Consider the following 24,884-nt stretch of genomic DNA (forward strand, 5'->3'; position numbering starts at 1 on the left):
GAATTTTTACTCAAGGGATATGACTGTCATGGATTACCGCGATTACGTTCGGCCAAAATTCGTTGAATTGATGCAGGCCCTGGGCCTGGAGTGCCAGTTCCATCGGGCGCAGGGCAGCAAGCTGTTCTACCGCGACAAAAAGGGTGACGAAGTGACCGTCACCGATTTTCTCGGTGGCTACGGTGCTGCGCTGTACGGCCACAACGATCCGCAATTCGTCGATCAGCTGTGCGGCCTGTTGCGTGCGGATGTGCCGTTCAACGCGCAAATGTCGGTGCGCAGCGCGGCGGGGCAGTTGGGGCGCGAACTCAGCGAAGCGTTCAACCGTGAGCTGAACAACACCGAGCGCTACATTTCCACGTTCTCCAACAGTGGCGCCGAGTCGGTGGAAATCGCCGTCAAGCATGCCGAGTACCGTCGGCAGAAAAACCTGCAGAAGCAGTTCGACGAGCATGATTTCGAACTGGCGAACCTGATGACCAGCGACAAGGCCTATGTCGAGCTGGAGGTCGATGATCTCGAACTGCCAGCCGGCCTGTTGCCGCCGCACCTGACCAGCGTGACCGTGCGTCAGGTGGCCGAGGCGGTGCGTCAGCACAACCTCGCGCAACTGCATGTCGAGCCGGTCTTCCTCGCGGTGCGGGGCAGCTTCCACGGCAAACTGGTGAACACCGTTCAACTGACTTACGGCAAGCAATACCGCAAGCCATTTGCCCGTTTCGGGCTCAACGTCGAATTCATCGACCCGGATCAACCGCAGCAGTTGCAAGACCTGCCGGCCCGCCATCAGCATCACTGGCTGAGCCTGGAGTGGAGCGGCGAAACCCTGCACGTGCGCCGTGAAGCGTTCAGCGCAATCACTGCCGTGCTGCTGGAACCGATCCAGGGTGAGGGCGGGATCAACGAGTTTGCCAAAGAGTTCTATCTGGGCCTGCGTCGCCTGTGCAACGAGCAGCAGTGCCCGCTGGTCATCGACGAAGTGCAGTCGGGTTTCGGCCGCACCGGCACCTTGCTCGGCGCCACCCATTTCAACCTGCAGGGCGACTACTACTGCCTGTCCAAGGCACTGGGCGGCGGCTTGATGAAAATCGCCGCCACCGTGATTCGTGCCAGTCATTACGAAAACGATTTCAGCTACATCCACAGCTCGACCTTCGCTGAAGACGATGCGTCGTGCCACATCGCGCTGTCGGCCCTGCGCCGGTTGTTCGAGAACGACAGCGCCATGCTCAAGGATGTGAACAAGAAGGGCGAATACCTCAAGGCTTCGCTGCTGGAGCTCAAGGCGGCCTATCCGGACGTGATCGCCGATGTGCGCGGGCGCGGCCTGCTGCTGGGCTTCCAGTTGCATGACCTGACCGGTGCCAGTTCGCTGGTCCAGGCGTCGGCGCAGTACAACGAAGCGCTGGGCTACATCATTGCCGGCTACCTGTTGCAGTTCGAGTCGTTGCGTGTGGCGCCGTCGGGCAGCAACGCCAATGTGATTCGCCTGGAACCCCCGGTGTGCATCACCTTCCAGGAGATCGATGGCCTGATCGCTTCGCTGCAAAAAGTCTGCGACATGCTGCGTCGCCGCGATGCATTCCCGCTGGCCGCCGGCGTGTGTGCCGACAGCATCGACCATGTGCCGGCACGCGAGGTCAGCTTTACGGAGACCGACAGCCTCCCAAAGTCTGACGAGAACGTGCGCGTGGTAGCACGCGTGGCGTTCATCAATCACCTGATCGATGCGGACATGCTCAGTGACGTCGACCCATCGCTGTCGACCCTGAGCCCGGAGCAGAAGCGCGAGTTCATCAAACGCATGGCCCCCGAGCGCCGCGCGGCGCCCATCGGCCCGGTGCAGATCCGCTCGAAACTGGGCACGGCGGTGGAATTCACCCTCTATCCGCTGTGCATGGATTCCGATGCGATGGCGGCTTACATCGCCAGCGGTGATCTGGAAACCATCCGCGAGGAGGTCGGCAATCGCATCAAGGATGCCCGCGCCGACGGCTACAGCGTGGCCGGCCTGGGCATGTACACCTCGATTGTCACCAACAACTGTCAGGCGCTGAAAATTCCTGACATGGCGCTGACTTCGGGCAACGCGCTGACCATCGGCATGGGGCTGGAGGCAATCGAGCAGGGCTGCAAACAGCAAGGACTGGAACTGAGCCGGCAGACCGCTGCCGTGGTCGGTGCGGCCGGCAACATTGCTTCGACCTACGCCTCGCTGCTGTCGACCCGTGTCGAGCACCTGATCCTGATCGGCAGTGGTCGTGACGGCTCGCTGCGACGCCTGGAGAAAACCGCTCACCAGATTTACGCCGAGGCTGCCCGCGCCCTCCTCAAGGGGGTTGCCGAGCACGATCGTCTCGCCAGTCGCCTGCAGCAGCTGCAGGGTATCGACGCCCTGCTGCAAGCCCACGGCAACAGTGTCGATCTCGGTCAGCGCGTGGCACAACTGGTCGATGAGCAACTGGGAAGCCACGCGTTCATCACCGTCAGCAACGACCTGGATGTCTTGAAGCAAGCGCGCATCGTGCTGTGTGCGGCGAATGCACCGCAGGCGTTTCTCGGTGCCGGACACTTTGCCGAGAACAGCGTGATCTGTGACATCGCCGTTCCGCTGAACGTGGACCAGAACCTCGCCGGTCAGCGCTCCGACGTGCTGTACATGCACGGCGGGATTGTCCAGACGCCGCTGGGCGATGGCCTGGCCCCCAACGTTCGCGCCTACCTCAAACAAGGGCAGTTGTATGCCTGCATGGCGGAGTCGGTACTGATGGGGTTGTCGGGCATGAAACAGCACTATTCCTACGGCGACATCAGCCGTGAGCAAGTGCAGCAGATCCGCGCACTGGCCGCGACCCACGGGTTCAGCCTCGCGCAGTTCAAAACCGACAACTCGCTGTAAGGAACGGTCATGCCGAACAAAGTAGCAGTAGTGACCGGCGGCAGCCGTGGCATCGGCCGGGCCATCGTCCTGGCGCTGGCGGGTGCCGGTTATCAAGTGGCGTTCAGTTATGTGCGTGATGAAGTAGCGGCGATGGCCCTGCGTGATGAGGTGCAGGCGTCGGGCGTGGATTGCCTGGCGCTGCAATGCGACATCAGCCGTGGCGACAGCATCGAGTCATTCTTCGGGCGGGTCGAAGCGCATTTCCAGCGCGTCGACCTGCTGGTCAACAACGCCGGCATTACCCGTGACGGCTTGTTGGCGACGATGCCGGCCGGCGACATCCTGGACGTGATCCAGACCAATCTGGTCGGCACCTTGCTCTGCTGTCAGCAGGTGTTGCCGGGCATGCTGCGCCAGCGCAGTGGCTGCATCGTCAATATCAGTTCGGTCGCCGCGCAAAAGCCCGGCAAGGGCCAGAGCAACTATGCCGCGGCCAAGGGAGGGGTCGAAGCCTTGACCCGCGCCCTGGCGGTCGAACTGGCACCGCGCAATATCCGGGTCAATGCGGTGGCGCCGGGGATCGTCAAGACCGAGATGAGCACCGCACTGATCGGCAGTCAGGAGGAGCAGATCCAGTCGCGGTTGCTGATCAAGCGTTACGCCGAACCCGAGGAAATTGCCGAGGCGGTGCTGTACCTCGCCGACCGTGGCCTGTACTTGACCGGGGAGGTCCTGCCGGTGAACGGCGGGTTGAAAATGCCATGAGCCGCACGATTCTGATTACCGGTGCGGCCAAAGGCATCGGCCGCGCCGTGGCCGAGGACTTCGCGGCCAATGGCGACAATCACCTGATTCTGCTGGACCTGGATTTGCCGCAACTGCAGGGCTGGGTAGACGAACAGCAGGAGCGGATCAAGGCGCGGGTCGAGACCTATGCGGCGAACATCGCCGACCTGCCGGCCATGGAGGCGTTTTTCAAGCAGCTCGGCACCCGGATCAAGCAGGTCGACGTGCTGGTCAACAGTGCCGGTATCTGCAATGAAAACGAGCCCGAAGATCTGCACAACTGGCACAAGGTGATTTCGGTCAACCTCAACGGTACGTTTTACGTGACTTCGCTGTGTCTGGCGCTGATGCCGGATCGGGGACGGATCATCAACATGTCCTCGATCCTCGGACGGGCCGGCAAAGTACGCAATACCGCGTACTGTGCCTCCAAGCACGGCATCGTCGGGATGACCAAGGCCCTGGCGCTGGACCTGGCGTCGCGGCAGATCACGGTCAATGCGATTTTGCCGGCCTGGATCGATACACCGATGCTCCAGGGCGAGCTGGCGACGCAAGCGGCGATCGCCGGTCTGACCCAGGAACAGATCGTGCGCAACGCGAAGAAAAAACTGCCGATGCGCCGCTTCATCCAGAGCGAAGAAGTGGCCGCGATGGTGCGGTATCTGGCCAGTCCTGAAGCCGGCGGGGTCACGGCCCAGAGCCTGGTGATCGATGGCGGCGTCGGATTGGGAATGTAGCGATGCCAGGATCTATCAACCGCATCGCCTGGGCGGTGTGGGCGTGCGTGGCCGCTCCGGCGGCTGTCGCGGCCCTGGAAGTCGATGATCTCAAGCCCGATTACGCCGACGCCGAAATCGGCGTGGCCACGGCGCTGCGCCTGCACGGTGACGATCAGGTCACGCAGAAGGCCGTGTATTTCAAAGCCAATCTGGAGGACAACTGGGACGGCGGTTATTACAAGGCCAAGGGCCGCGTACGGTATGACGCCCGCTACGACGGCAACAACCCGTACAGCGAACGCGCCCGGGACAAATATCGTTTCGACGCCGACTGGCGGCATCTGTATGTCGGTCATTCGCTGGGCGACGGTGAAGTGACGGTCGGCTGGCAGCAGGTGGTCTGGGGGCGTGCGGATGAACTGCGTGTGCTGGACCAGATCAACCCGCTGGACTATCGCGATGGCCTGACCCCGTTGCTCGAAGACAGCCGCATCGCCGTGCCGATGGTGCGCGTGACGCAGCCCGTGGGCGAGTGGGAGCTGGAAGCGCTGTGGATCACCGACTTCGTCAAGAACCGGCCGCCGGTGGCGGGCAGCGAGTTCGCCGCACCGCTGTTTGCGGCGCCCGATCCCGAGTATTTCCTGCTGGATTCCAAACCCGGTTATGACGGTGACAAGGGCTACTCCTATGGTCTGAGCGCCAATGGCCGGATCGGTGCGGTGGACACCAGTTTCGTGGCGCTGAGCGCACGTCAGCAGGACCCGGTGTATGCCGTCGAAGGTCTGGCCGATGACGGTCGTACGCGCCTTGAGCGCCAGTTTCCCCGTTACACCATGGGCGGTGCAGGGCTGGCGATCGACGCCGGCCACAGCATCGTGGTGCGCAGCGAGATCGCGTGGTTCGACAATTGGCGCGTGACCAATCCGACCCGCGCCTATGGTGCCGACAGCACTTCGATGGTCAAGTCGCTGCTGGGTGTCGACTATCTGTGGCGCGACTGGCTGATTTCGGCGCAATGGCAGGAACAGGTGTTGCTCGACTGGCAGGACGGGATGCTGCAGGACAAGCGCGAGCCGCTGTTCACCCTCTCGGCCGAGGGCACTCACTGGCAGGACCGGCTCAAGAGCCGACTGGTGGCCGCCGCCTCGCCACCGTACAAGGACAACGCTTTGTTGCAGGGCATCTTCACCTACAAACCCGTGGACTACATCAAGCTGGGACTGGAAGTGGACGTGTTCTTCGGCAAACCCGACAGGGCCTTCGGCGAGTACAGCAAGCACGATCAAGTGCGCCTGTCCGCCGGCTATCTGTTTTAACCCCGCGACGCCTGCCTGCCGTCGATGGCGCAGGCCCGCATGTACTCATCCGACGAAAAGGGAAATTCCGATGTTGCCGCTTTTGAAAAGTCTGACCGCCACCGCGTTGATCCTCAGTGGCGTCTGCGCCAGCGCTGCCGACGGCAGCAATGCCGATGAAATCATTCGTCAGGTGCGTGATCGCAATGACGGTAAAAGCTTCATGTCCCAGGTGTCGTTGATCCTCCACGACAAGAAGGGCAATACCCGGGTTCGTGAATTCACCTACCTGCAGAAGGACTATCCGGACAGCGACAAATTCAGCATGTATTTCTCGGCACCGACCGATGTGCGCGACGTCGCGTTCCACATTGAAAACCCGCATGAGCCTCTGGGCCTGGAAGACAGCCAGTGGATGTACCTGCCGGTCAGCCGCCAGACCCGCCGGATCTCCACCACCGACAAGCGCGGCTCGTTCATGGGCAGCGAATACTCCTATGCCGACCTGGACAAGATCCGGGTCAAGGATTACTCGCAGAAATTGCTGGGCGAAGAGCAGATCAAGGGCCGTGACTGCTATGTGATCGAACGTGAGCCTGCGTCCCCGGAAGTGCTGGCCAAGACCGGTTACAACCAGCTCAAGGTGTGGATCGACAAGCAGAACTTCCTGGTCATGCGTCAGGATTTCTTCGACGTCAAAGGTGTGCTGATCAAGCAGATGCGCACCCAGAAGGTCGAGACCATCGACGGAATCGACAGCATCGTGCTCAGTGAAACCGAGCACTTCATCGACGGCACGCGCTCGGAAATGCGCTTCAACCAGTTGCAGTACAACGTTGCGCTGGAAGACCGACTGTTTACCCAGACCGCCATCAAGCGCGGACTGAAAACCGGTGACATACCGGAATTTTCCGTGTCTGCCCGTTAAGCGCCGCTCCCGACGACCCTGGAACACATGATCATGGAAAGATACCTGAACTTCGTCGAGCGTCATGCGCGGGCGATCGTTTTCCTGCTGGTGGCGATCACCGCGTATTTCACTTATACGCTGGGCGCGCTGATCTCGGACACCAACCCTTATCTGCTCAAGGACAGCCATCCGGCGCGCAAGACCATCATCGATTTGCAGGGTGAGTTCACCGGCACCTTCGACTCGGTGATGGTGGCGTTGAACAACCCGCAGACGGTCTTCAACAAACAGACGCTCAATGCGCTGTTTTCGATGTCGCAGTCGGTGCGCAAGATGATTCTGGCCAACGACGCCGACAAGGAGCAACTGACGCAGATCGTCGCCCGCTACCCGAATGACAGCCGCGCGCAGTTATTGACCCGGGACATTCTGGAGGACGGTTTTTCCCAGAATGATTACGCTCAGGCCAAGGCCCTGCGCGATCATGCCCAGCGTCAGAACTGGGATGCTCATGATCAGTTGTTCCTGACCTTCCTCGCCGAGCGGATCAACCCGATTCGCGAAATGGCGTCGATGGGCGACCTGGAAAACATCGTGTTGACCGACGGTGGCGAGTTGTTGATCCACAAGACCCTCAACGCCTATGACATGGACCCGGCCGTGGTCGAGTCGCAGATCATGGGCAACGAGCTGATGGTCGACGGGGTGGTGTCGAAGGACAAGAAAGTCGCGATGCTGGTGGCCGAACTCGGCACCAAGCAGGATGACGCCCAGGCGCAACTGCGCGCCTATCAGATCGTGCGGGGCATCGTCGCCAAGTATCAGGCAGAGCATCCGGAATACAAGGACGAGATTTTCATTGCCGGCATGCCGATCTTCATCGCGGCCCAACAGGAAATCATCGACCATGACCTGGCGGTGCTGTTTCCGATCGTGTTTCTGCTGATCACCCTGCTGCTGACGTTCTTCTTCCGCAAACCGCTGGGCGTGCTGTTGCCGCTGTTCAACATTCTGTTCTGCACCATCTGGACGCTGGGCCTGATGGCATTGCTGCGGGTGCCGTTCGACCTGTTGACCAGCGTGTTGCCGGTGTTTCTGTTCACCATCTGCTGTTCGGACGCCATCCATGTCATGGCCGAATATTACGAGCAGAAAAACGCCGGCAAGAGCAACCGTGACGCCAACCGCGAAACCCAGCGCCTGATGGTTGTACCGGTGGTGTTGACCACAGTGACGACCATCGCCACGTTCATGATTTCCACCACCAACAACATCGTCAGCATCCGCAATTTCGGCGTGTTCATGTCCATCGGCCTGACGGCGGCGCTGATCATTTCGTTGTTGTTGATACCGGCCTGGATCTCTCTCTGGGGCAAGGATCAACCGGCGCAGGCCAGGGTGGCTGCGCACAAGGAATCGATCATTTCGCGTTATCTGGTGGCGTTCTGCGCCTGGATGATCCGCTTTCGCAAACCGATTCTCATGGTCATGTTGCCGCTGCTGGCGCTGGCCACTGTGTTCACCTTCCGCGTCGATATCGAAGACTCGGGCATTGCCTATTTCAAACCCGAAAGCCATATCCGCATCTCGGACCAGTTCATCAACCACGCCAACGTGGCGGGGACGGCGCCGGGCTGGATTGCCATCGACAGCAAGGAGCCACGTGGGGTGCTGACCACGGAGGTGGTGCAGTTCATCGACAGGCTCGACCACTTCATCAAGCAGCAGCCGAACGTGAGTTACGGTTACTCCCTGGCCACTTACGTCAAGCGCATGAACCTGGTGCTCAACGACATGAACCCTGATTACCTGCGCGTTCCCAACGCCATGGAAAAGGTGAGCTCCGTCAATGATGACGGGCAGGTCGAACAATTCGAAGTGCCGGGCAATTCGCTGATCGAGCAGCACGTGATGCTGTTCGAAAACGGTGGCGGCTCGGACTTGAACAACGTGCTCAACGCTGACTTTTCCAAGGCCTTGACGCTGTACACCATGACCTCGTCGGTCGCCAGCGATTATCAGGGCATGCTTGATCGCCTCGACGCCTGGCTGCTGGTGAACAAGCCGGCCAATCTGGAGGTGACGCATGCCGGTACGCCGTTGATCTGGACCGGTGTGTTGCAGGAAATCACCCAGGGCCAGGTCCTGAGTTTTTCCCTGGCGTTGCTGGTCGTCACGCTGATGATGATGTACTGGCTCAAGTCGGTGCGGCTGGGCATTCTCGGCATGTTGACCCTGCTGACCACCTCGGTCACGGTCTACGGCTTCATGTACCTGTTCGAGATCCAGCTGAACATCGGCACGACGCTGGTGACTTTCCTGGTGGTGGGCGTGGTCGATTACGCGGTGCACCTGTTGTCGCGCATCAAATGGCTGGTGCAGCAGGGCATTGAAGTCGACGCGGCGATTTTGCAGGCGATGCACAGCGTCGGTCGCTCGACGGTGATCAACGTGGTGATTTTCTCCGTGGGCTTCATGGCGCTGCTGTTTTCTGACTTCAAGCCGATTGTCGACCTGGGGGCACTGGTGGCCATGGCGTTGTTCTCCAGCGGGGTCATGACCATCATTCTGGTGACGCTGGTTTCGCCATGGTTCTTCGGCGCAATTGAGCCGGTTGCACAGCCCGCTCGGGCGCAACGCCTCGACGCAGAGGCAGTACCGGGCTGAACAGGCCTGAGCCGGTTCCGCCTGCCCTGATCCGACAGGCGAACCGGCCCATGCGCCGCAGAAGGGTTTTCAGTTCAGCGTAGCGGCCGGGGTTTTTTCCCCCTGCCGGGCGATGCGCTCGAACTGACATTCCTGCCTTGCCTCGTGGAGGTTGTTTTCAAACGCTTCAAGACCATCGTACAACTGCTGCAAATCGCCGATCTGGGCCACCAGCTCGGCTTTTTTTCGGGCGATGGCATTCTGTGCCATGTCCCAGGGGAATTCGTCGCCGCGGTAGTTGTTCAGGATGACTTGCAACTCCTTGAGCTTGAAGCCCAATTGCTGAGCGCATTTGATGAACGTCAGGACCTCGACGCTCTCCTGACTGTAGATTCGGTATTTGCCTTCACGCTTGGGCTCGGGCAACAGGCCGATTTCTTCGTAATGGCGAATGCTTTTGACTGTGGTGCCCGACAGCTGGGCGGCTTTGCCGATATACATAAAGATCCATCTCGATGATAAAACAGGGCGTAGCGTGGCCAGGCTCGAGGCCTGGCCGGCGGGCGATTATAGGGTGAATACCATCGGCAGGTTGCAACTGTGCGTAAATGACGCGCACAGCTGACGGACGGGCTTGTGGGAGAGCCCGTGGAAGGCTGACGGCGTCGGCAGCGCCGTCAGTTGGACAGTGGCGTCGGATTCAGATCGCGGCGCTGGCTCGCGCCTGTTTCAGCCATACGTCGCGCTGCTCCGGTTTGGAGCCGAGCATGGGACCGAACGTCAGGGTCTTGATAGGCTTGACCCCGCAGAACTCCAGCGTGGTCTTGCGCACCTGATGCAGGCCCGGCATACCGTAGAACCACTTGTAGTACCAGTACGGCGTGTCCATGGTCACCAGCAAATGGGCGGTGCGACCTTTGAGCAGTTTGTCCGGGAAGGCTTTGCCCTCGCGGTACTTGAACGCAAAACCGGGCAGGAAGATGCGGTCCAGAAAGCCTTTCATCAACGCCGGAATCCCGCCCCACCAGATCGGGTAGACGAAAGTCAGGTGCTCGGCCCAGGTGATGTCGGCCTGCGCTTGCAGCAGATCGGGCTCCAGCGGCTGAATCTTGTTGTAACCCTCGTGCAGGACCGGGTCGAAATCCAGCGCATCCAGGCGCATCAACCGTACCTCATGCCCGGCGTCCTTGGCCGCCTGAACGTAGGTTTCACTCAGTGCTCCGCAAAAACTCTCGGTGGAGGGGTGTCCCAGAATCACGAGCATTCGTTTGCCCATAGTGTGTACTCCTGAAAAGAAGCTCACAGGATAGAGTCTGCCCCTAGCGGTAGAGTCAAGGCGTCAGTGCCTCCAGCAAGGCTTGGGTGTAGGCCGGCAGATGGGCGAAATTTCTTGAACACAGGTGCAGCGTCCGCCTGGCCCAGGGGTCGTCCAGCGGCACACAGGCAAATGAGTTCGCCCGGGGCCAGCGCTCAACCGCCACTTTGGGCACGATCGCCAGCCCCGCCCCGCGCGCAACCATGCGCATGAGGCCATCGAAACCATCGGCGCGGATGCGGATCGCCATGCGCTGGCCGATGTGCAGCGCCTGTTCTTCCAGATGAATCGCCAGGGCACTGTCGGCACCCAGCGCCACGTAGTCATGGGCCAGGGTTTCTGCAAAGGTCAGCGAGAGACACTCTGCCAGCGCATGCCCCGGCGGCACGAGCAGCACCAGCGGGTCGTCGCGAAAGATCCGGGTCTGCAAATCGTGGGTGTCCACGGCGTCGGAGACGATGCCAAGGTCTGCCGTTCCCTGGCGCAAGGCGTGGGTGATGCGCGCGCTGGGCAGTTCCTGCAAGTCGATGTCGAGGTTGGGATGTTCGCTCAGGAAATCCGCCAGCACTTCCGGCAGGTATTCGCTGATGGCCGTGGTGTTGCACAACAGACGCACCTGGCCCTTGGCACCGCGGGCGTATTCGTTCAGGTCCTGCTGCATGCGCTCGGCTTGTTGCAGCAAGAGCCGCGCATGTTGCGCCAGGGCCTTTCCGGCCGGCGTCGGCGTGACCCCGCGACGTCCACGCTCCAGGAACGCCGTGCCCAGCGAAGCTTCCATGGCACGGATCCGTGCACTGGCCGCCGCCAGCGACAGATGACTGCGGGCGGCACCGGCGGTGATGTTGCCGCTGTCGAGAATGTGCAGGTACAGGCGCAGGTCGGTGAGGTCGAAGTGCATCGGTCGTGACTCTTGCTGAAAGAGAGGCTGCCTCAGTGTAAGACAGATTTTCAGTTCACCCGCGCCGGCGCACAGTATCGCCATGAACGCACTCGCAGATTTCTATCAGAACCTCGGTCTGGCGCTGTCCTTACTGGTGCTGATGACCTTCGTTCTCGCCGGCCTGGTGAAAGGCGTGATCGGCCTCGGCCTGCCCACTGTCGCCATGGGGCTGCTCGGTCTGGCTATGGCGCCGGCGCAGGCTGCGGCGTTGCTGATCATTCCGGCGACGCTGACCAATGTCTGGCAACTGGCGTTCGGCGGGCATCTACGCGCACTGGTGAAACGGCTGTGGCCGATGCTGCTGACGATTGTCCTCGGTACAGCCATCGGTACGTTGTGGATTGGCATGGCGGGCGGGCACTGGGTGGTGCGCGGCCTCGGTGTGGCGCTGTTGCTCTATGCGGCGAGCGGATTGTTCCTGCCGACGCTGAATGTCAGTCGTCGCCGTGAACCGTGGCTGGGGCCGCTCTGCGGTTTGATCACCGGCGTCATCACTTCGGCCACTGGCGTGTTCGTGATTCCCGCCGTCCCCTACATGCAGGCATTGGGTTTGAGTCGCGATGAACTGGTTCAGGCCCTGGGCCTGTCCTTCACCGTGTCGACCCTGGCGCTGGCCGCCGGACTGCTCTGGCGCGGCTCGCTGGGTGGCGCGCAATTGAGCGCTTCGCTGCTGATGCTGATTCCGGCCATGCTCGGCATGTGGCTCGGGCAATGGCTGCGCCAGCGCATCAGCACCGTGTTGTTCAAGCGGGTGTTCTTCATCGGTCTGGGCGCGCTGGGCGCCCATCTGCTGATCAGCGGCTAGCGGACGATGCGCTGAGCATCTCGATCGGACGGATATCGAAATCCCGCTCCAGGTACTCCATGCGATTGGCGAGAAACTGCTGCATGTGCGGCAGGTTCGAGTGCACGTCCAGATGCGCCTGGCTTTCCCAGATCTCGTAGAAGATGAACAGGCTCGGGTCTTCCTTGTCGCGCAGCATGTGGTACTCGATGCAGCCAGGTTCTGCGCGGCTCGGTTCGACGTAAGCGCGGAAAAACGCTTCGAAGGCTTCGGCTTTTTCCGGGCGGGTCTTGGCGTGCAGGATGAAACCCTGGCGTTCGCTCATGGCAAAAAACTCCATTCAGATTCAGATGACGGCCAATCCTACGGCAATAATCGACGTTCTATTCGTGCGTTTTACTCAAATGAATTTTGCGCAACCGACGCTTATTCCGCGCGAGTGGCATCGTTAATCTGCCGCCATTCAATTTCTTCCCCTTGTCCATCCGGCGCTTTGCGCTGTGTATCGGCATCCGATCGAGGCTGTCTCATGAAAAAAGTGCTGTTGCTCAATGGCGGTAAAAAATTCGCCCACTCCGACGGTCGCTATAACGCCACCCTGCACGAAGCGGCGCTCGGTGTGCTGGATCGTGGCGGCGTCGACGTCAAGACCACTTTCATCGACGAGGGCTATGACATCGCCGAAGAGGTGGCCAAATTTCTCTGGGCCGACGTGATCATTTATCAGATGCCGGGCTGGTGGATGGGCGCGCCGTGGACCGTGAAAAAGTACATCGACGAAGTCTTCACCGAAGGCCATGGCAGCCTCTACGCCAGTGACGGTCGCACCCGTTCCGACGCCTCGCAGAAGTACGGCAGCGGTGGTCTGATTCACGGCAAGCAATACATGCTGTCGCTGACCTGGAACGCGCCGCAGCAGGCGTTCGACGATCCGACCGACTTCTTCGAGGCCAAAGGCGTGGATGCCGTGTACTTCCCGTTCCACAAGGCCAACCAGTTCCTCGGCATGACCGGTCTGCCGACTTTCCTCTGCGTGGACGTGATGAAACGCCCGAACATCGAAGCGGACGTGGCGCGTTACGAACAGCATCTGAGCGAGGTGTTTGGCCTCAAGGCCTGACGCTCGGCTACTATCGAAGGCCTGAGCCTGTATCGCAGGCCTTTCGATTCGAGGACACCCGTGAAAGCCAGATCCGATGAGTTGCAGATTTTCGTCTGCGTGATCGAGTGCGGTTCGATTTCCGCCGCCGCCGAGCAGGTCGGGCAGACGCCCTCGGCGGTCAGCCGCACGTTGTCGCGACTGGAAGCCAAGCTCGACACCACGCTGATCAACCGCACCACGCGGCGCATGGACCTGACTGAAGAAGGCAAGTATTTCTTCGAACAGGCCAAGCTGATTCTCGACCAGATGGATCAACTCGAAGAGCGCCTCTCGTCACGCCAGCAGACCCCGTCCGGACGTTTGCGCATCAACGCCGCCTCGCCCTTCATGCTCCATGCCATCGTGCCGTACATCGACGAGTTCCGGCGGCTGTACCCGGACATTCAGCTCGAACTCAACAGCAACGACCTGATCATTGATTTGCTGGAACAAAGCACCGACGTCGCCATCCGCATCGGCACCCTGGCCGATTCGACGTTGCATGCGCGTTCGTTGGGCTGCAGCCCGCTGTTGATTGTCGCCAGTCCCGCGTATCTGGAAAAACACGGTGCGCCGCTCCAGGTCGCTGATCTGAGCGAACACACCTTGCTCGGCTTCACCCAGAACGAAGGCCTCAACCAGTGGCCGCTGCGTTACGTGCACGGTGACCGTTGGCCGATCACCCCGGCGATCAGCGCTTCCAGCGGCGAGACGGTCCGGCATCTGGCGCTGGAAGGCCAGGGCATTGCCTGTCTCTCGCATTTCATGACCATCGACGACATTCGCGCCGGGCGCCTCAAGGTGCTGCTGGCGGAATTCAACAGCGGCTATCGCCAGCCGATCAACGCGGTGTACTACCGCAACTCACAATTGGCGCTGCGCATCCAGTGCTTCCTGGATTTCATCCAGAGCAAACTGGCGGCTTACGCCAGCGCTGATTTCAAAGGCTGATTCGTGACCCCTGCGCAACAGTGATTTGGTTGTCGACGGGTTTTTCCACCGGGTTCTGCGGTCGATACTCGTTGCATCACTTATTCACGCAGGGAGTTTCTCCATGAACGTATTCGTCACCGGCGCTGCCGGTTTTATCGGCGGCTCCATCGCCACCGGGCTGGTCAAGGCCGGCCACAGCGTCACCGGTCTTGTGCGCAGCGCCGAGCAGGCCGATGAGTTGAAAGCACTGGGCATCACCCCGGTGATCGGTACCCTCGACGACAACGCGCTGCTGGCTCAACAGGCCCGTGCCGCCGACGCGGTGATCAACGCAGCCAGCAGCGACCATCGCGGCGCAGTCGAAGCTTTGCTCGACGCCCTGCGCGGCTCGAACAAAGTGTTCCTGCACACCAGCGGTTCGAGCATCGTCGGCGATGCCTCGGGCGGTAAATCCAGCGATGTCATCTACTTCGAAGACAACCTGCCCGAGCCGACCGTCGACAAGGCCGCACGGGTGGCCATCGACAACCTGATCCTCGCGGCAGCGAAGGACGGCGTGAACTCGGCCGTGATCTGCAACACCTTGATCTACGGCCACAGCCTGGGCGTCCATCGCGACAGCGTGCAGTTGCCGCGCCTGCTGAAACAGGCACGCAAAAGCGGTGTGGTGCGTCACGTCGGTACCGGGCAGAACATCTGGTCCAACGTGCACATCGAAGATGTGGTGGCGCTGTACCTGCTGGCCCTGAGCAAAAATGTTCCGGGCACGTTCTACTTCGTTGAAAGCGGTGAAGCGTCGTTCATCGACATGACCACCGCCATGGCCGAGGCCCTGAATCTGGGTGAGCCACAAGACTGGCCGCTGAAAGACGCCGAGGCAGAGTGGGGCTATGAAATGGCCAATTATGGCCTGGGCTCCAACAGCCGGGTGCGCGGCAAACACGCCCGTGAACTGTTGGGCTGGACGCCGAAGCGCACGTCGGTCATCGAGTGGATTCGCAACGAAATGCTGTGAGTCCACACATTCACACCGCACTCGAACCTGTGGGAGCCCTTCGGCTCCCGCAGGTTTTTTTATGCCCCGGAAAAGAAGGACAGCCCACCGAGGCTCATCGAAACGTTCAGAAAATTCCTACTAGCCTGATCCCCGCACAGCCATGGCCACGTGTCATGGCCAGCTTGCAGGATATCCGGAACCCGCTGGTGGTCTGGCCATGAGGCCAAGTCAGTGGGGCACTGCCCGTGGAGTTTTTTTGCAAAGGGAATTGGCGATGGCAAGACGCAACTCTGCTGCCTTCTCGTAAAGGCACGTCTCGGGCGAACGAGTCGGGTTCGCCTCCTTACCGTTCATGACATTCGGCCATTGAGGGCTGAACGGCGACACAGGCCAGGACCGGCGCACCGAGCGCTTTGGTTGTGGACGAACTCATCCGCGAAATTGGCAAGAACAAGGAGTAGTTATGATCATTTTGGGCATTACCAATAATGACTTGTCGGGTGCCTGCCTGGTACGTGACGGTCAGATTCTCTCGGCGGTCAGCGAAGAGCGATTCACCCGCATCAAGGACCACAAGATCTGGCCTGCGAAGTCCATCGATTTCGTGTTGAACCAGGCCGGCCTGTCGCTGGAGGATGTCGATTACGTGGCCTATGGATGGAATGCCGGTTTCAGCGCCGACAAGCACCTTGAGTTGTATTTCGACCGGATCGTCGAAGAAGTCAGGAACAACCCCGATGGCCTGGCGCAGTTCCGCCAGCGTGTCACCGATGAAGTCCGCAACGACAAAGAAAAACGCGCCGAATTCGACCAGTACATTGCCGCCAACGGGCTGACCGGCAAGGCGTATTACATCGATCACCACGAGTGCCATGCCCTCGGTGCCTATGTCTGCTCGCCATTCGATGAAGCCTTGACCCTGACCTGTGACGGGCGCGGTGATTTCCAGTCGTTGACCGTGACCTGGTACAGCCCGACCGAAACCACGGTGCTGCAGCGCGAAACCAGCATCGACAGCCTGGGTTATTTCTACGGCCGGATCACTCACTTGCTGGGTTACAAACCCAACCGTCATGAAGGCAAGGTCACGGGCCTGGCCGCGTTCGGCGACCCGCAGAAGTTGCTGGGGGTGATGCAGCAGATGATCCGTTTCGAAGACGGACGCATCAGGGCGAATTGCGGTGACCTGTTCCTGCCGTCCTACCACAACTACAGCGAATCCCTGCAGACCCTGTTCTCCCGGGAAACCCCGGAAGACATCGCCGCCGCCGTGCAGCGTCACTCCGAAGATTTGCTGGTGGCGGTCGTCAAGCATCATCTGGCGCAACGCGGCAGCGCCAACCTGTGCCTGGCCGGCGGAGTGTTCGGCAACGTCAAACTCAATCAGCGCCTGCGCGAGATTCCGGGGGTGAAAAACGTCTATGTGCTGCCGTGCATGGGCGATGGCGGGCTGGCGCTGGCGGCGGCCGTCGGGGCGGCATACCTGGAAAACGGCACCCGCTTCAGGAACCCGGCCATGACCCTCGGCCCGGAGTCGCGCAGCGTTTCGCAGAACATCAACCTGATCCAGCGCGACTACCCCGAACTCGGTTATCACGCGCCGTCGAACATCATCGACGTGTTGACCGACGCACTGATGGAAAACCAGGTGCTGGGCATGTTCAAGGGCAAGATGGAGTTCGGCCCGCGCTCGCTGTGCAACCGCAGCATCGTCTACCACGCGCAGGATGCCGAGGTGAACGACTGGCTGAACAAGCGCATGCACCGCACGGAGTTCATGCCTTTCGGACCGGTCACCGCCATTGAGCAGGCGGCTGCCTGCTACGTCGGCTGGGATGAGGATCAAGTGGCGGCAGACACCATGACCATGACCTACGATTGTCATCCGCCGTTCAGCGAAGCCAGTCCGGCGGTGGTGCACATCGACGGCACGGCGCGGCCACAGATCATTCGCCCGGAGCGTGACGCGTTCATGCATCGCCTGTTGAATGCCTGGTACGAGCGCACGGGTCAGGCGGCGTTGATCAACACGTCGTTCAACCGTCATGAGGAGCCGATCGTGTGTTCGCCACAGGATGCACTGGATGCGTTGAAAGAAGGGATGGTCGATCTGGTGGTCATGAGTGAAGCACTGATCGTCTGGCGCAAGGGCAAGAACAGCTTCACCCGCCAACGCTTCGAATAAGGGATGGTGTATTTCAGGGCTCCCCGGAGCCCTGTTCAGGAGTGTCGAGCGTATGGTTGACCCATGTATCTGATCTTTTTCGGGTTCTTTGCCGCGGAGGGGATCATCTATCCGTTCTGGCCGACCTGGCTGGACTCGCTGGGCTTCAGCGCCAGCCAGATTGGCTTGCTGATCGCGGCGGTCTATTGGCCCCAGGTCGTGACCGGCGTATTGATGACCTACGTGGCCGACTGGCGCGTGGACCAACTTCGGCTCGCGGCTTTTCTCGGTTTTTCGGCAGCGTTGTGTACGTTGCTGTTCTATTTCATGCCGGTGCACCTGTGGGGATTCGTGTGCCTGAGCATTGTCTTCGGCGGGCTGTGGATGGTGGTACTGCCATTGTCCGAGTCCTATCTGCTCAAGCGTGACAAGCAGGCCCTGCAGAACTATGGCCGGGTCCGCGCAGTGGGCTCTTCGGCGTTCATCCTGACCTCGACGTTCGGCGGTCTGTTGTTCGCGCACTACGGCCAGACTTGGGTGCCGATCGTGATTGCGACGAGCATGCTGTTCACTGCCCTGGCGTGTCTTTGGTTGAAACGTCAGGTCACGCTGGCGCCTTTGCAACCGCCCGAGCGTGTGACGAAGCGGCCCGACTGGAAGGCGCTGTTTGCACACAAGGGCCTGCTGATCGCGATTGCCGCCGCCAGTTTCATTCAACTGAGCCACACCCTGTACTTTTCCACGGCGTCGATCGGCTGGGGCGCCAAGGGCTACCCGGCCACCGCGATCGGCATGTTCTGGGCCGTGGCGGTGATTGCGGAAATCACCTATTTCGCGATCTCCAACAAAGTTCTGGCGTATTGTTCACCGCTGTCTATCGTGATGGTTTCCAGTGTCTGTGCGTCGATACGCTGGGCGCTGTTTTCCGACAGCGATGCGCTGGCGGTGATTCTGCTGGGGCAATGCCTGCACGCCTTGAGTTTTGCGGCTTACCACTCGGCAATCATGCGCTGCATTCGCGACCATGCGCCGGCGCAGCTGCAGGTGTTTACCCAGGGCGTCTATTACTCGCTGGCGGTTGCCTTGCCGATGGGCATGGCCACACCCTTCGCCGGGTATCTGTACGACACGCAGCCACAGTGGGCCTGGTACGTCATGGCGCTGTTTGCGTTGACCGGCACTGTCCTGGCATTCATTGCTTATCCGAAAATGCGAAGTGCTACCGATGACTCAACGAACCTTTACAGCCGTTTGCTTTGATATGGATGGCGTGCTGATCCAGTCGCGTCAGGTCATCGAACGGGCCTGGACCACGGTGGCACGCCAGTACGGCGTGGCGGTCGATCAGGCCTTCATCGACGAACACATTCATGGTCGCCCCGGCGGCTACACCCTGCAGGCGCTGTTCGGCCAGTTCGACGAGCAGCAGCGTGTGCTGATCAAGCAGGAAGTCGACGCCATCGAAGAGGTTTCGATCTGCCCGCTGGTGCCGGGCGTCGCTTCGCTCATCGAGCATCTCGCCGGGCACGTGCCGCTGGCGCTGGTCACCAGCAGCTGGCGCGCGCGGGTCGATCACGTCCTGCAGCAACATGACCTGACGCAGGTGTTCGACTGCATCATCTGCCGCGACGATGTGCGCAGCGGCAAACCGGCTCCCGATCCCTATCGTCTGGCCGCCGCCCGACTGGATCGCCAGAGCGATGAATGCCTGGTCTTCGAAGACTCCGTCAGCGGCGTGCAGTCGGCGGTCAGCAGTGGCGCGCTGTGCATCGGCATTGGCGACGATCCCACGCTGAGCGCTCACGGGGCACTGCGGACGTACACGGATTTCACGGCGCTCCCGGTCTCGCAGGGCGGGGTGGATACGCACCTTTATGCCGACGGTGGATTGTTTATCAGCGGGCAGGTTACCCAGAGGTTCGCACACTCATGACACCGACCTTGCGACACGCGACCGTCCTGTGGAATTTCCTCGGAGCAGGGCGCCAACACAGCGATTGTGAGCTGATCGTGGTGTGCGGCTCCTACGACCTGCGGGTCTGCGATTACGCCTGCCAGTTGCTGAAAAAAGGCGTCGCCCCGCATCTGCTGTTTACCGGCAACACCGGCAACTGGACGAAGCATTTGTGGGAACGCACCGAAGCCGATGTTTTTGCGCAACGGGCCATGATCCAGGGTGTTTCGCCGGATCAATTCACCCTCGAATCCCGCGCCACCAACTTCGCCGAGAACATCGCGTTTGCCAGGGCATTGTTCCCGGACGTGCGCCGGGCGACGTTCCTGACCAAGCCCAATTCGATCCGGCGCGTGGCGTTGACCCTGCCCGTTCAATGGCCGGGGCTTGAGGCCTGGGTGGATGCGCCGTCGTTCGGTTTTCCGGGTGAGGTGAGTAATCTGATCGGGGTCCTGGGATTGATCGACGAAATGGTCGGAGATATCCACCGGATCATGGTTTACCCTTCGCTGGGCTTCCAGGTCGAGCAGGTGATTCCCGATGAAGTCGAGGTCGCCTGGCGCTACCTGATCGAGCAAGGATTCGATCACCATTTGATCAAGGGCAGACACTGACGCCCGAGCTGCCGCCGGAGACTGACATGCAGTACGACACCCTGATCCGCAACGCCCTGGTCATCGACGGCAGCGACACTCCGGGTTATACCGCCGACGTGGCGATTCTCGATGGCCGCATCGCACGCATCGGTGACTTGCGCGATGCCGGCGCCACCGACGAAATCGACGCCGCCGGCCGCGTGCTGGCGCCGGGTTTCATCGACGTGCACACCCACGACGACACCGTGGTGATCCGTCAGCCGCAGATGTTGCCCAAGCTCAGCCAGGGCGTGACCACGGTGATTGTCGGCAACTGCGGCATCAGCGCCGCACCGGTCAGTCTCAAGGGCGACCCGCCGGATCCGATGAATCTGCTCGGCACTGCCGCCGCATTCGTCTATCCCCGTTTCAGCGATTACCGCGCGGCGGTGGAAGCGGCCAACACCACCCTGAACGTCGCGGCGCTGGTCGGCCACACGGCACTGCGCAGCAATCACCTCGACGATCTGTTTCGCACCGCGACCGACGATGAAATCGCCGCGATGCGCGAGCAACTGCGTGAAAGCCTGGAGGCCGGGGCGCTCGGTTTATCCACAGGGCTGGCCTATGCGAGCGCGTTTTCGGCGTCCACCGATGAGGTGATGCAACTGTCCGAAGAGCTGACGGCATTCGGCGCGGTGTACACCACGCATCTGCGCAGTGAGTTCGAACCGGTGCTGGAGGCCATGGACGAAGCGTTTCGCATCGGTCGCCACGCCCGCTCGCCGGTGATCGTTTCCCACTTGAAGTGCGCCGGCGTGGGCAACTGGGGGCGCAGTCCGCAGTTGCTCGCGTCGCTGGAGGAAGCGGCGAAAACCCACCCGGTCGGCTGTGATTGCTACCCCTACGCGGCGAGCTCTTCGACGCTGGATCTCAAGCAGGTGACCGACGCTCACCGCATTACCATCACCTGGTCGACGCCGCACCCGGAAGTCAGCGGTCGCGACCTGAGCGCCATCGCTGCCGAATGGACCATGCCACTGCTCGATGCCGCCAGACGCCTGCAACCGGCAGGCGCAGTGTATTACGGCATGGACGAGAAGGACGTGCGGCGCATCCTTGCCCATCCGCTGTCGATGGTCGGTTCCGATGGCCTGCCGGAAGACCCGTTTCCCCATCCGCGTCTGTGGGGAGCTTTTCCCCGGGTGCTGGGCCATTACAGTCGCGATGTCGGTCTGTTTCCGCTGCACACTGCCGTGCACAAGATGACCGGTCTGTCGGCGGCACGTTTCGGCTTGAAGGGGCGGGGCGAGATTCGTCAAGGCTATTGGGCGGATCTGGTGCTGTTCGACCCGGCAACCGTGCAGGACGTCGCGGATTTCAAGGATCCCCAACGGGCGGCGCAAGGTATCGATGGCGTGTGGATCAACGGCGTATTGAGCTACCGCGACGGTCAGGCCAACGGGCAGAGGGCCGGGCGATTTCTGGCCCGTGAAGGTGATCTGCGTGACAACTTTCGCTGAGTTTCGCGGAGTGCGTCACAGTGATGGCACATTGCGATTAAAGAAAGCCATCACCAAGCCGAATTGCTGACATCTGCCCCGGCTACACTGCGGGGCCAATCAGTCAGGGAGCACCCCATGAGCTTCGGCAAAACCACCCCGATCCTGCGGATCTTCGATGAAGCCAAGGCGCTGGAGTTCTACATCGACTTCCTTGGTTTCAAGATCGATTGGCAGCATCGTTTCGAAGCGGATTTCCCGTTGTACCTGCAAGTCTCCCGAGGTGAATGCGTGCTCCACCTGTCCGAGCATCACGGCGATGCGACACCGGGTTCGGCCCTGCGGATCGAGACCGATGAACTGGAGGCGTTTGAGCAGCAACTGCTGGCGAAGAACTACAAGTTCTCGCACCCGGGCATCCAGGCCATGCCATGGGGCAGCCAGGACATGACCATCGTCGACCCGTTCGGCAATCGCCTGGTGTTCACCAACGCGATCAGCCTCTAACTGTCGCTCGACACCCGGTGAGTCTGCCGAAACTCACCAGGCGGCATGCCGCGCCGGCTCTTGAAGGTGCGGTGAAACGAGCGCGGTTCGGTGAAGCCCAGATACTGGGCGATGTCCTGAATCGGCAAGGTGCTGTTGAGCAGGTAGTGCTCGGCCAGCTCCTGACGCAGCTCATCGAGAATCTGCTGATACGACGTGCCGGCCTGATGCAGCTGGCGTTGCAGCGTGCGCACGGACACCGCGAGATGTTCGGCCACCTGTTCCTTGCGCGGCAGACCTTCCTTGAGCAACTGACGCAGGATGCCCTTGACCCGTTGTTCCAGCGACGCATCCTCCAGCGTCGCCATCAGGCTTTGCGCGTGTTCTTCCAGGGTACGCAGCAAATGCGCATCGGCCTGGCGCAACGGCAACTGCAAATACGGCAGCGGCACGATCAACGCCGAATACGGTTGATCGAACAGCACCGGGCATTCAAAAAAACGTTCGTACTGTTCCAGCGTCGTGTCCGCCGGGATCGAGTGTTCCAGCCACACCGCGGCCGGCGACAACCGGGTGTCGGCGATCCAGCGTGCGTAGTGCAGCCAGGAGCCCAGCACGTTTTCCACCAGATGCCGGCGGATCCGCGGGCGTTCGAATCGGCAGTTCCAGATCAGGTGCACATGCTCGCCCTGCACCTCGGCACGGCTGACGCCCATGTCGCCCACCAGTTTTTCGAACGGCATGATGCGGCTCATGGCATCGCCCAGCGTCGCGCAGTTCATGGTGATGTAGCCCAACACGCTCCAGGAGTTGGGCAGCACGAAATTGGCGGCGTTGAGACCGAAAAGCGGATCGCCCGAATGCTCGCAAAAGTAGTCGAGCAAGCGCTCGTGGGTTTCACCGGGCAGGCGCAGGCTGTTGTCGCTCAGCTGTTGCGCCTGCAACCCGGCCGCCGCCAACGCCGGCTCGATGGCCAGACCCAGATGCTCGGCATGACGCAGGTACTTGAGCAGTGGCGGAACAGAGGTGAAACCGAGCGATTGCATGACCGAATTCCCTTGATCGAGACCGCCACGGGCGGATGAGCGCCCTGAAAGGTAATTTGAATCCACGACTAAAGTAAATGGCTGACGCTTGTGCGACGTTTGACTCAATTGGCTACTCGAACTGGCCGGATGCGACCGTGACACTTTTGGCCGGCTGACTAGTATGAGGGCCTGAAATCTCACTGATCGGACTGCACAGAAGGACACACGCATGCGACGCTGGAACGGCTGGGGCGATGCAACCACGGTGGTCGAACTGCCGGCCCGGGGCGCAGGTTTTCTCCATGAGCGACTGGGGGAGGGACGCACGCTGCCCGATGCGACACTCGAAGCGGCGCTGGCCCGGGTGCCGGTCTCACGGCTGGCGGAACACGCGTTGTACAGCATCGATGCCCATGACCGTCTGCTGCATGCCCGGGGCCAGAGCCTGCCGGACTGGCTGGCGTTGCGCGAAGGCGCGCCGGGCAACTATCCCGACGCCGTGGCGTTCCCCGAAACCGCCGAACATATCCGCCAGTTGCTGGCGCTCGCCCAGTCGCAGGACCTGTGCCTGATTCCCTACGGCGGCGGCACGTCGGTGGCCGGGCACATCAATCCGCCGGACTCTGCGCGGCCTGTGGTGACGGTGTCGCTGGCGCGGATGAATCGCTTGATCGACCTCGATGAACAAAGTCTGCTCGCGACTTTCGGCCCCGGCGCCAGCGGCCCGCAGGTCGAGAGCCAGTTGCGCGCCCGTGGCTACACGCTGGGACATTTCCCGCAGTCGTGGGAACTGTCGACGCTGGGCGGTTGGGTGGCCAGCCGTTCCAGCGGCCAGCAGTCGTTGCGCTATGGACGGATCGAGCAACTGTTTGCCGGCGGCACCCTGGAAACCTTTGCCGGGCCGCTGCAGATCCCGAGCTTCCCGGCCTCGGCAGCCGGGCCTGATCTGCGTGAAGTGGTGCTGGGTAGCGAGGGACGGTTCGGGATCATTTCCGAGGTCAAGGTGCGGGTCAGTGCGTTGCCGGCCGACGAGCGTTTCTACGGTGTGTTTCTGCCCGACTGGAGCAGGGCACTTCAGGCGATCCGGCAACTGGCCCAGGCGCGGGTGCCGCTGTCGATGCTGCGCTTGTCCAACGCGGTGGAAACCGAAACCCAACTGGCGCTGGCCGGCCATCCGCAACAGATTGCCTGGCTGGAAAAATACCTGAGCCTGCGCGGCGCGGGCGAGGGCAAGTGCCTGCTGACCTTCGGCGTGACCGGCAATCGCAAGCAGAATGCGCTGTCCCTGAGTCAGGCCCGTCAGCATCTGAAGGCGTTTGGTGGTGTGTTCACCGGTACGCTGCTCGGCAAGAAGTGGGCACAGAACCGCTTTCGTTTTCCCTACCTGCGGGAGAACCTGTGGAACGCCGGTTATGTGGTCGACACCCTGGAAACCGCCACCGACTGGAGCAACGTCGACAACCTGCTCAACCGCATCGAAAACAGCCTGCGCGATGCCCTGGCGGCCGAGGGCGAACGGGTGCATGTGTTCACCCATTTGTCCCACGTCTATGGCGAAGGCTCGAGTATCTACACCACCTACGTGTTTCGCCCGGCAGCGGACTATCCCGCGACCCTGGCCCGCTGGCAGGCCCTCAAGCACGCGGCCAGCCAGACCATCGTCGACAACCACGGCACCATCAGCCACCAGCACGGCGTGGGCAAGGACCACGCGCCGTACCTGCCGCGCGAAAAGGGCGTGCTGGCGATGGACACCTTGCAGGCGCTGAGCCGGCACTTCGACCCGGCCGGGCGTCTGAACCCCGGCACGCTGTTGCAGGAGTGA

At 61.2% G+C, this 24,884-nt stretch carries 22 protein-coding genes; 17 read left to right on the forward strand and 5 right to left on the reverse strand.

What is annotated here, in order from left to right; genetic code table 11:
* The first annotated feature begins 28 nt into the window (after positions 1-28).
* The 6 genes from NWV16_RS04455 (at position 29) to NWV16_RS04480 (ending at position 9,261) form a co-directional block, all read left to right on the forward strand.
* The gene (locus NWV16_RS04455) at positions 29-2,899 is read left to right on the forward strand and encodes an aminotransferase class III-fold pyridoxal phosphate-dependent enzyme (protein WP_260522117.1); all 2,871 of its coding nucleotides are present in this window, start codon (positions 29-31) and stop codon (positions 2,897-2,899) included.
* 9 nt (positions 2,900-2,908) lie between these two features.
* Positions 2,909-3,646, forward strand: coding sequence for a 3-oxoacyl-ACP reductase family protein (locus tag NWV16_RS04460; RefSeq protein ID WP_260522118.1), 738 nt, complete (start codon positions 2,909-2,911; stop codon positions 3,644-3,646).
* Positions 3,643-4,407 carry an SDR family oxidoreductase gene (locus tag NWV16_RS04465; RefSeq protein WP_260522119.1) on the forward strand — a complete coding sequence of 255 codons (765 nt, stop codon included), beginning with the start codon at positions 3,643-3,645 and terminating at the stop codon, positions 4,405-4,407. Before NWV16_RS04460 ends, NWV16_RS04465 begins: the two co-directional genes overlap by 4 nt.
* A 2-nt stretch (positions 4,408-4,409) precedes the next feature.
* A complete protein-coding gene (locus NWV16_RS04470; protein ID WP_260522120.1) occupies positions 4,410-5,705 on the forward strand; it encodes a DUF1302 family protein in 1,296 nt (431 codons plus the stop codon).
* A 70-nt stretch (positions 5,706-5,775) separates the two neighbouring features.
* The gene (locus tag NWV16_RS04475; protein WP_260522121.1) at positions 5,776-6,612 is read left to right on the forward strand and encodes an outer membrane lipoprotein-sorting protein; all 837 of its coding nucleotides are present in this window, start codon (positions 5,776-5,778) and stop codon (positions 6,610-6,612) included.
* A gap of 33 nt (positions 6,613-6,645) precedes the next feature.
* Entirely contained in the window at positions 6,646-9,261 is a 2,616-nt protein-coding gene (locus NWV16_RS04480; protein WP_260522122.1) for an efflux RND transporter permease subunit, read from the forward strand.
* A gap of 69 nt (positions 9,262-9,330) precedes the next feature.
* Here the strand turns inward: NWV16_RS04480 and NWV16_RS04485 are convergent, their stop codons facing one another.
* The 3 genes from NWV16_RS04485 to NWV16_RS04495 form a co-directional block, all read right to left on the reverse strand.
* Positions 9,331-9,741: a MerR family transcriptional regulator gene (locus NWV16_RS04485; protein ID WP_260522123.1), complete on the reverse strand. Its 411-nt coding sequence runs from the start codon at positions 9,739-9,741 to the stop codon at positions 9,331-9,333.
* A gap of 199 nt (positions 9,742-9,940) precedes the next feature.
* On the reverse strand, positions 9,941-10,516 hold the full coding sequence (locus tag NWV16_RS04490) for an NAD(P)H-dependent oxidoreductase (protein ID WP_260522124.1): 576 nt from the start codon (positions 10,514-10,516) through the stop codon (positions 9,941-9,943).
* 55 nt (positions 10,517-10,571) lie between these two features.
* Positions 10,572-11,453: a LysR substrate-binding domain-containing protein gene (locus NWV16_RS04495; protein ID WP_260522125.1), complete on the reverse strand. Its 882-nt coding sequence runs from the start codon at positions 11,451-11,453 to the stop codon at positions 10,572-10,574.
* 82 nt (positions 11,454-11,535) lie between these two features.
* On the opposite strand from NWV16_RS04495, the gene NWV16_RS04500 reads away from it, so the two are divergent.
* Entirely contained in the window at positions 11,536-12,300 is a 765-nt protein-coding gene (locus NWV16_RS04500) for a sulfite exporter TauE/SafE family protein (RefSeq protein WP_260522126.1), read from the forward strand.
* Here NWV16_RS04500 and NWV16_RS04505 read toward each other — a convergent pair.
* The gene (locus tag NWV16_RS04505) at positions 12,290-12,604 is read right to left on the reverse strand and encodes a putative quinol monooxygenase (RefSeq protein WP_065261059.1); all 315 of its coding nucleotides are present in this window, start codon (positions 12,602-12,604) and stop codon (positions 12,290-12,292) included. The two genes, NWV16_RS04500 and NWV16_RS04505, sit on opposite strands and share 11 nt — an antisense overlap.
* A gap of 204 nt (positions 12,605-12,808) precedes the next feature.
* On the opposite strand from NWV16_RS04505, the gene NWV16_RS04510 reads away from it, so the two are divergent.
* From NWV16_RS04510 to NWV16_RS04550, 9 genes are all read left to right on the forward strand, one after another.
* Positions 12,809-13,399, forward strand: coding sequence for an NAD(P)H-dependent oxidoreductase (locus NWV16_RS04510; RefSeq protein WP_260522127.1), 591 nt, complete (start codon positions 12,809-12,811; stop codon positions 13,397-13,399).
* A 60-nt stretch (positions 13,400-13,459) separates the two neighbouring features.
* Positions 13,460-14,371: a LysR family transcriptional regulator gene (locus NWV16_RS04515; RefSeq protein WP_007953823.1), complete on the forward strand. Its 912-nt coding sequence runs from the start codon at positions 13,460-13,462 to the stop codon at positions 14,369-14,371.
* Positions 14,372-14,474: 103 nt separating this feature from the next.
* The gene (locus NWV16_RS04520) at positions 14,475-15,368 is read left to right on the forward strand and encodes an NAD-dependent epimerase/dehydratase family protein (RefSeq protein ID WP_260522128.1); all 894 of its coding nucleotides are present in this window, start codon (positions 14,475-14,477) and stop codon (positions 15,366-15,368) included.
* A 445-nt stretch (positions 15,369-15,813) separates the two neighbouring features.
* Positions 15,814-17,535 (forward strand): carbamoyltransferase, encoded by a 1,722-nt coding sequence (locus NWV16_RS04525; protein WP_260522129.1) that lies wholly within the window; start codon positions 15,814-15,816, stop codon positions 17,533-17,535.
* Positions 17,536-17,598: 63 nt separating this feature from the next.
* Positions 17,599-18,774, forward strand: coding sequence for an MFS transporter (locus NWV16_RS04530; protein WP_260522130.1), 1,176 nt, complete (start codon positions 17,599-17,601; stop codon positions 18,772-18,774).
* 1 nt (position 18,775) lies between these two features.
* A complete protein-coding gene (locus NWV16_RS04535; protein ID WP_260522131.1) occupies positions 18,776-19,447 on the forward strand; it encodes an HAD family hydrolase in 672 nt (223 codons plus the stop codon).
* Positions 19,444-20,082 (forward strand): YdcF family protein, encoded by a 639-nt coding sequence (locus NWV16_RS04540; protein ID WP_065261066.1) that lies wholly within the window; start codon positions 19,444-19,446, stop codon positions 20,080-20,082. Before NWV16_RS04535 ends, NWV16_RS04540 begins: the two co-directional genes overlap by 4 nt.
* Positions 20,083-20,108: 26 nt before the next feature.
* Positions 20,109-21,566, forward strand: a complete 1,458-nt coding sequence (locus NWV16_RS04545) for an amidohydrolase family protein (RefSeq protein ID WP_260522132.1) — start codon at positions 20,109-20,111, stop codon at positions 21,564-21,566.
* Positions 21,567-21,683: 117 nt separating this feature from the next.
* Positions 21,684-22,052, forward strand: coding sequence for a VOC family protein (locus NWV16_RS04550; protein WP_260522133.1), 369 nt, complete (start codon positions 21,684-21,686; stop codon positions 22,050-22,052).
* Here the strand turns inward: NWV16_RS04550 and NWV16_RS04555 are convergent.
* Entirely contained in the window at positions 22,049-23,077 is a 1,029-nt protein-coding gene (locus NWV16_RS04555) for an AraC family transcriptional regulator (RefSeq protein WP_260522134.1), read from the reverse strand. The genes NWV16_RS04550 and NWV16_RS04555 overlap by 4 nt on opposite strands.
* A gap of 211 nt (positions 23,078-23,288) precedes the next feature.
* Between NWV16_RS04555 and NWV16_RS04560 the strand changes: the two genes are divergently transcribed.
* A complete protein-coding gene (locus NWV16_RS04560) occupies positions 23,289-24,884 on the forward strand; it encodes an FAD-binding oxidoreductase (protein ID WP_260522135.1) in 1,596 nt (531 codons plus the stop codon).

The sequence above is a fragment of the Pseudomonas sp. BW7P1 genome, assembly GCF_024981055.1.
GTDB lineage: Bacteria > Pseudomonadota > Gammaproteobacteria > Pseudomonadales > Pseudomonadaceae > Aquipseudomonas > Aquipseudomonas bananamidigenes.